The 6,771-nt window shown below is 39.6% G+C and carries 8 protein-coding genes and 1 rRNA gene; 2 read left to right on the top strand and 7 right to left on the bottom strand.

Features of this window, described 5'->3' with window-relative positions:
- The 3 genes from OCV82_RS07630 to OCV82_RS07620 all read right to left on the bottom strand — a co-directional run.
- Positions 1–147 (bottom strand): 16S ribosomal RNA (locus OCV82_RS07630); the annotation flags it as partial.
- Between the two features lie 637 nt (positions 148–784).
- On the bottom strand, positions 785–970 hold the full coding sequence (locus OCV82_RS07625) for a type II toxin-antitoxin system HicB family antitoxin (RefSeq protein ID WP_154043850.1): 186 nt from the start codon (positions 968–970) through the stop codon (positions 785–787).
- A gap of 95 nt (positions 971–1,065) precedes the next feature.
- Positions 1,066–1,458 (bottom strand): DUF6249 domain-containing protein, encoded by a 393-nt coding sequence (locus tag OCV82_RS07620; RefSeq protein WP_154043849.1) that lies wholly within the window; start codon positions 1,456–1,458, stop codon positions 1,066–1,068.
- Between the two features lie 146 nt (positions 1,459–1,604).
- On the opposite strand from OCV82_RS07620, the gene OCV82_RS07615 reads away from it, so the two are divergent.
- Complete coding sequence (locus OCV82_RS07615; protein ID WP_154043848.1) at positions 1,605–2,156, top strand: RNA polymerase sigma factor; 552 nt, start codon at positions 1,605–1,607, stop codon at positions 2,154–2,156.
- Positions 2,156–2,551: a hypothetical protein gene (locus OCV82_RS07610; RefSeq protein ID WP_154043847.1), complete on the top strand. Its 396-nt coding sequence runs from the start codon at positions 2,156–2,158 to the stop codon at positions 2,549–2,551. The genes OCV82_RS07615 and OCV82_RS07610 overlap by 1 nt, the downstream gene beginning before the upstream one ends.
- A gap of 3 nt (positions 2,552–2,554) precedes the next feature.
- Here the strand turns inward: OCV82_RS07610 and OCV82_RS07605 are convergent, their stop codons facing one another.
- From OCV82_RS07605 to OCV82_RS07590, 4 genes are all read right to left on the bottom strand, one after another.
- A complete protein-coding gene (locus OCV82_RS07605) occupies positions 2,555–2,956 on the bottom strand; it encodes an FKBP-type peptidyl-prolyl cis-trans isomerase (RefSeq protein WP_154043846.1) in 402 nt (133 codons plus the stop codon).
- Positions 2,957–3,070: 114 nt separating this feature from the next.
- Positions 3,071–4,777 carry an acyl-CoA dehydrogenase family protein gene (locus tag OCV82_RS07600; protein ID WP_154043845.1) on the bottom strand — a complete coding sequence of 569 codons (1,707 nt, stop codon included), beginning with the start codon at positions 4,775–4,777 and terminating at the stop codon, positions 3,071–3,073.
- A complete protein-coding gene (locus OCV82_RS07595; protein WP_154043844.1) occupies positions 4,777–5,796 on the bottom strand; it encodes an electron transfer flavoprotein subunit alpha/FixB family protein in 1,020 nt (339 codons plus the stop codon). Before OCV82_RS07595 ends, OCV82_RS07600 begins: the two co-directional genes overlap by 1 nt.
- 4 nt (positions 5,797–5,800) lie before the next feature.
- On the bottom strand, positions 5,801–6,688 hold the full coding sequence (locus OCV82_RS07590) for an electron transfer flavoprotein subunit beta/FixA family protein (protein WP_154043843.1): 888 nt from the start codon (positions 6,686–6,688) through the stop codon (positions 5,801–5,803).
- Positions 6,689–6,771: the final 83 nt, after the last annotated feature.

Below are 6,771 nucleotides of genomic sequence, written 5' to 3'. Positions count from 1 at the left end.
GAGTAAACGGAAGGTTGGATACGCGTTACTCACCCGTGCGCCGGTCGCCGGCGATTGAAGCAAGCTTCAATCCCGCTGCCCCTCGACTTGCATGTGTTAAGCCTGTAGCTAGCGTTCATCCTGAGCCAGGATCAAACTCTTCATTGTAAAATATCTTGTACATCCGTCAGGATGTGTTTTTGTCTCTGTTCAGGATACCGTTTTATCTTTAAAATTGACGGTTTATTCTTACTTTTCATCACATATTATATAATGTGACGCTTGTACTACATTCTGTTTGTTTATCTAAAATCTTTCAAAGAACTTTCTTTCGTTTTGGAAGCGAAAGCGTTTGCAAAGGTAAGGAATTTATTTTTAACTACCAAACTTTTTCTAATTTTTTTTGAAAAAGTTTTTTTTCAGTTTGAAAACCAGACTTTCTTTCTCGCTCCCTTGCTACTTCAAGGTAAGATACTCAAAAGGATTTTCATATCTCCTTACTCAGCTTCAGCATGTCAACTTAACCGCTCTCCCTCTCGAAAGCGGATGCAAAGGTACAGACTTTTTTCATTCCCGCAATAGTTTAAACGACTTTTTTTCAAAAAAAATATCACTTTTGGCGTAATATACTGTAAATCAAAATAAAAAAGCAATTGAAAAAGTAATTGGATATAAAAGACAGATAGAAGGATAAAATTTACACACATTATAATAAATAAAAAAGGCCATACCTGTATCACACAGACACGACCTCAGGAAAGAAAGAGAGTGTTTTTATTAATTTAATAATTTAGCATAATCATCACTATGCCATATCTTCAAGAGTGAAAACAGAACTTATTTCATTAAAGAAATCATGTGATATATCTTGAAGATTTTCTATAGCTTCATTTTCAGTTTCGCCATAAGCACAACATTGATTGTAATCTAGCAAGTAAGCATAAAACTCACCATTTGGCAAACTTTCTATTACATAATTAACTTCATTCATATTCAGTCCTCCTGTTTTTTTAAGACACTGCAAAATTAATTACGCCGTATTACAATCAGAATAACAGGATGTTACGATGATATTAATTTAAATTTTCACTTTCTATCCTTACTTCGAAACACCTCTACCAAGAAAGCTACAATCATACCTAATCCGCCACCAAACAAAGTACTGGCCCCGTATATAATTGAAGCAGTTTCTCTAACTTGTCTATTCGCCTCATCAATCCAATACTCAGGCAAGGAATTACATATGATGATATACCCAATCAAGATACCAAGTCCTAAACCAAGCAACAGACACCCGAAACGGAGTGCAGAATATGAAGACGACATATTAAGCCCCTTAAACTTTCCCTCTGTCAAAGAGTTTTCAGAGAGTTTGTCTATCAACATCTGACGTTCCTTTTTTCCTACAAACAATTCGAACAACTTGTAAATAGTTCCGAAAACGATGGCCACATTTGCCACAATCATTAATTCTTCCATAAATGTGATATTTAAATATTAAAAAATTTGTTCCTTTGCCATATTAGACGACAGTTCAAGCTAAAGGTTACAATATAGTTACTACAAAAAAGAAAAAAATTATACCAGATGTAACCTTAAAGCTGTTCTTGCGTCTAAATAAACAAATGAAAAATGAGGAATTAAATATTATAACAAGAATATTGTCAGGAAAAACAGATGAGTTCACGTATTTCCTTGACACATACGGACAACAAGTATATAGTCTTATTGTCCGAATTGTCAGATCAGAAGCAGACGCCGAAGAGCTGACACAAGACACATTCATGAAATGTTTTGAAAACCTTTCATCATTTAATGCAAAAAGCAGTTTCTCTACATGGCTCTATCGAATAGCTTACAACACAGCAATATCATTCACCAGAAAAAAAGAACCTGAGGTAAACGTATATGACGAAAAGATATGGAACACCATATCTGATACAGAAATAGATGAAACGATGAATGACGACTCGGAAGAAAACATCAATAAACTATATAAAGCATTGACAATGTTACAATCTGACGAAAGAGCATTGATAACGTTATTCTACGAGCAGGAGAAAACAATCCAGGAAATACAGCAGATACTAAACGTAAAAGAGAGTTTTATAAAAGTAAAACTCCACAGGATCAGAAAAAAGCTATATATTCTAATGAAGAAAGAGGAGGAACTATAATGGGAAAAGCAACAAATTCAGATAAATTCAAAGTTGAAAGCACAGACAGATGTATTAGAAAAGCTGTTGGCATGCAGCAAAAATTCCGTTTGCCAAGCAACTTCAGCTATAAAATGATGGAAAAAATAAACGAAAAAATCCTACTTGAGGAAAAGCAACGTGAAAAAAGAACATTCGTTGCCATAATAATTACATCATTGTTAATGCTCACAGCATGTATATTAATCATTATAAGTTATACAAACATAACATTGACAGATATTACCAACAGAATTTCGAATGTCTCAATTCCTTCGGAAACATTGTTCTATCTGCCAATGCTGATTTCCCTGCCATTATTATTAGGATTCAATTTCTGGCTAAGAAAAAAATACGGGCACCTTATTAAACGTTAATATTCAAGCTATACCCAACAGTTCTATCTCAAAAATCAATGTCGAAAACCCAGGTATAGGCCCTGATGCACGTGTTCCATATCCCAGATTATATGGGATATACACCATCCATCTGTCGCCCACATGCATCAGTTTCAAGGCTATACGCCAACCGTCAATCACATCAGTCAGTCTCAACGCCTCAGGGCAGTTACGTTTCCATGAATTATCAAACTCTCTGCCATTTATAAGCGTACCACGATAATGTACAGAAACTATACTTCTGTCAACCGGCGATACTTTGCCGTCTCCACTGTTGATAACTCTATAAAGTATGCCCGAAGGATGTTGCACCACACCTTCCTCAGCAGACATTTCCTTCAGAAATTCCTGATTCTTTATCTTGTACTCTTCTTTTTTTGCCATAAACACGTTTTTTATTCTGTACAAAGATATAAACAGAGCAGTAAAAACAAAAAAAATCGGAGGACAAGATATTTACAATACCAAGTCCTCCGAAAACTATTTATTCTTCAAATATTATTTTCTGTAGTTTAAAAGCTCTTCAGCACTGAACTTACGGATAAAGTTGAAATGCTTTTCAACTTCCGACTCAGCATAATTAACATATACGTTAAGTGACTGAGCGAACAGTTCAGGAGCCTTAGTAGCATCCTGCAGCAACAGATGACTCATTACGCAGACTGCAGACATTTCGTACAGACGACGCGCTACGAAATCAAGCAGTTCCTGGTTCATCGCTTCCTTAACAGCATTAGTACAAGCCTCAAGTTTACGAGTCATATCCTTAATTCTGTTCATATAGCCTTCGAATTCAGGAGCGCAAGGAATCAGTTCATATTCATGAAGAGTAGCTGCATAAGCACCGTTTGTTACATAACGGATAGCTGCAACTGTCTGCAACTGGGTAGTACCTTCATAGATACTTGTGATACGTGCATCACGATAAATACGCTGGCAAGCATATTCCATCATGAAACCTGAACCTCCGTGAACCTGAATACAGTCGTATGCATTCTGGTTGGCATATTCAGAGTTCATACCCTTGGCAAGAGGAGTGAAGCTGTCGGCCAACTTAGCATATTTCTTCTGTTCCTGACGTTCTTCCGGAGTAAGTTTGCGTTCGCGTGCAATATCATCAAGAGCCTTATAGATATCCACATAGCGTGCAGTCTGATACAACAGAGCACGACCTGCATCAAGTTTAGCTTTGATAGTAGCCAGCATATCATATACCGCAGGGAATTCAATGATAGCCTTACCGAACTGCTTACGATCCTTAGCATAAGCCAAAGCTTCATTGTACGCAGCCTGGCTCAGACCTACTGACTGAGCAGCAATACCAAGACGGGCACCGTTCATAAGTGCCATAACATACTTGATAAGTCCCAACTTGCGTTCACCGCAAAGTTCAGCCTTGGCATTCTTATATACAAGTTCACACGTTGGAGAACCGTGGATACCGAGCTTGTTTTCGATACGACGTACATCTACCCCACCGTCATTCTTGTCATAAATAAACATAGAAAGGCCACGACCGTCGTGAGTGCCTTCTTCTGAACGCGCAAGTACAAGGTGCAAGTTAGCATCACCATTAGTGATGAAACGCTTAACACCGTTCAGACGCCAGCAGTTATTAGCCTCATCGTATGTAGCTTTAAGCATCACACTCTGAAGGTCAGAACCTGCATCCGGCTCTGTCAAGTCCATAGACATTGTTTCACCTGCACAGATACGAGGAATGAAACGGCTGTGCTGGTCTTCATTACCAAACTCATAAAGAGTTTCGATACAGTCCTGAAGAGACCAGATATTACCGAAACCGGCATCAGCCTGTGCTACGATTTCTGCACACATAGTATATGGAGTGATAGGGAAATTAAGACCACCGTAACGGCGAGGCATAGTCATACCGTTAAGTCCGGCCTTAACCATAGCATCAAGATTAGCTTTTGTACCAGATGCATATTCCACACGTCCGTTTGCACAGTGAGGACCTTCTTCGTCAACGCCTTCAGCATTGGCAGCAATCACCTCACCTGTAATTTCGCCTGTTATTTCAAGCACTTTATCATATGAATCGATTGCATCAGCATAGTCCTGTGGTGCATAATCGTATTCTTCCTTATCTCTATAATCGCGTTCTTTCAACTGACAGATACGCTCCATCAACGGATTGTTCAAGTGAAACTTGAGTTCCGGATGTTCTGTATAAAAGTTTGCCATTATTTACTGTTTTTCTTATAATACTTAATCATTTTCGGAATCACTTCTTCCACTGTTCCGTTAATCACATAGTCTGCAATCGCATTGATAGGAGCATTCTCATCATTGTTCACAGAGATTATAATACCTGCATCCTGCATACCTGCAATGTGCTGAATCTGTCCTGATATACCACATGCGATATACAATTTAGGATGAACAGTTACACCTGTCTGGCCAATCTGACGGTCATGGTCGCAGAATCCGGCATCAACAGCTGCACGGCTTGCACCAACTTCAGCATGGAGTTCCTTTGCAAGTTCGAACAACATGTCAAAACCTTCCTTAGAACCCATACCATAACCACCGGCGATGACAATAGGAGCACCTTTCAGATTGTGTTTAGCTTTTTCTACGTGACGGTCGATAACTTTCACTACATAGTCTGTTTCAGGAACAAACTTAGCCACATCATGACGAATCACTTCACCCTGATAGTTTTCATCAAGAATTTCTTTCTTCATCACACCCTCACGCACTGTAGCCATCTGAGGACGATGTTCAGGATTGATGATAGTAGCAACGATGTTACCACCGAAAGCAGGACGAATCTGATAAAGCAAATTTTCGTATGTAATGCCTGCCTTTTTATCCTCATGACTACCTATTTCCAACTGAGTACAATCGGCAGTCAGACCACTTGTCAGTGCAGAAGAAACACGAGGGCCAAGGTCACGACCGATAACGGTAGCACCCATAAGACAGATCTGAGGTTTTTCCTGCTTGAAAAGATTTACGAGAATAGATGAATGAGGAAGAGAAGTATAAGGGAACAGCCCCGGAGCATCGAACACGTGAACACGGTCAACTCCATACGGCAAAACTTGTTTTTCTACATCAGTAAGGTCGCTTCCGGCACAAATAGCTTCAAGCTGGCATCCCAACTCATTGGCTAACTTACGACCTTTAGTCAAAAGTTCGAGACTTACATCGGCAACATGGCTGCCTTCCATCTCACAATATACAAATACATTATTCATAGTCTTATCCTATAGTGTGGTTAGCCAAAAGTTCAACAATAAGGTTTTCTACATCAGCATCACTTCCTGTGATAGTCTTGCTTTCCTTAGCCTGGAAGATAATGTTTTCAATCTTCTTAACTTTTGTAGGAGAGCCTGACAGACCGCACTGCTTTGTATCACCGTTTACGTCAGCTACACTCCATTCAGTGATATTCAGATACGGACGGTTTTCGTAAAGCGAAGCGTATGGAAGTTCAGCACCATCTTTTGTTATGGCAGCCTTTTCCTGTGCGCCAAGAGCACGTTTATATTTCTGAACCAGTTTTGCATTACGCGGACGGCAAGGAGCAGCGCTACCGTTTACTGTCAACACAATAGGCAATGGACCTTCTACAGTTTCAACACCACCGTCGATATGACGTTTAACACGGATGCGTCCGTCTTTCACTTCCTGGATTTCCTCTACATATGTAATCTGAGGCAATCCCAGTTTTTCAGCAACCTGTGGACCAACCTGAGCTGTATCACCATCGATAGCCTGACGACCACCAACTATGATGTCATACTCGCCAATTTTACGGATGGCAGTTGCAAGAGCATAAGAAGTTGCCAGTGTATCTGCACCTGCAAAAGCACGGTCTGTAAGCAGATAGCCGTTGTCAGCACCTCTATATAAACCTTCACGAATGATTTCTGCAGCACGACCCGGACCCATAGTCAACATAGTCACAGTAGAACCAGGATGAGCGTCTTTCAGTCTGAGAGCCTGCTCCAAGGCATTCAAGTCTTCCGGGTTGAAAATTGCCGGAAGAGCAGAACGGTTAATTGTTCCGTCTGCATTCATGGCATCTTTCCCAACACAACGAGTATCAGGAACTTGTTTTGCCAATACTACAATTTTTAAACTCATTAGATAAAATATTTTGGTATTAGTAATTTTCTGACGGCAAATTTAATGAAAGCATTTATACTACAAAACGAAATACCACAAAA

It is taken from the genome of Bacteroides cellulolyticus (assembly GCF_025567135.1).
Lineage (GTDB): Bacteria > Bacteroidota > Bacteroidia > Bacteroidales > Bacteroidaceae > Phocaeicola > Phocaeicola cellulolyticus.
Note: the sequence above shows the minus strand (reverse complement) of the source record. Positions and strands in the feature narration are given on the sequence as shown.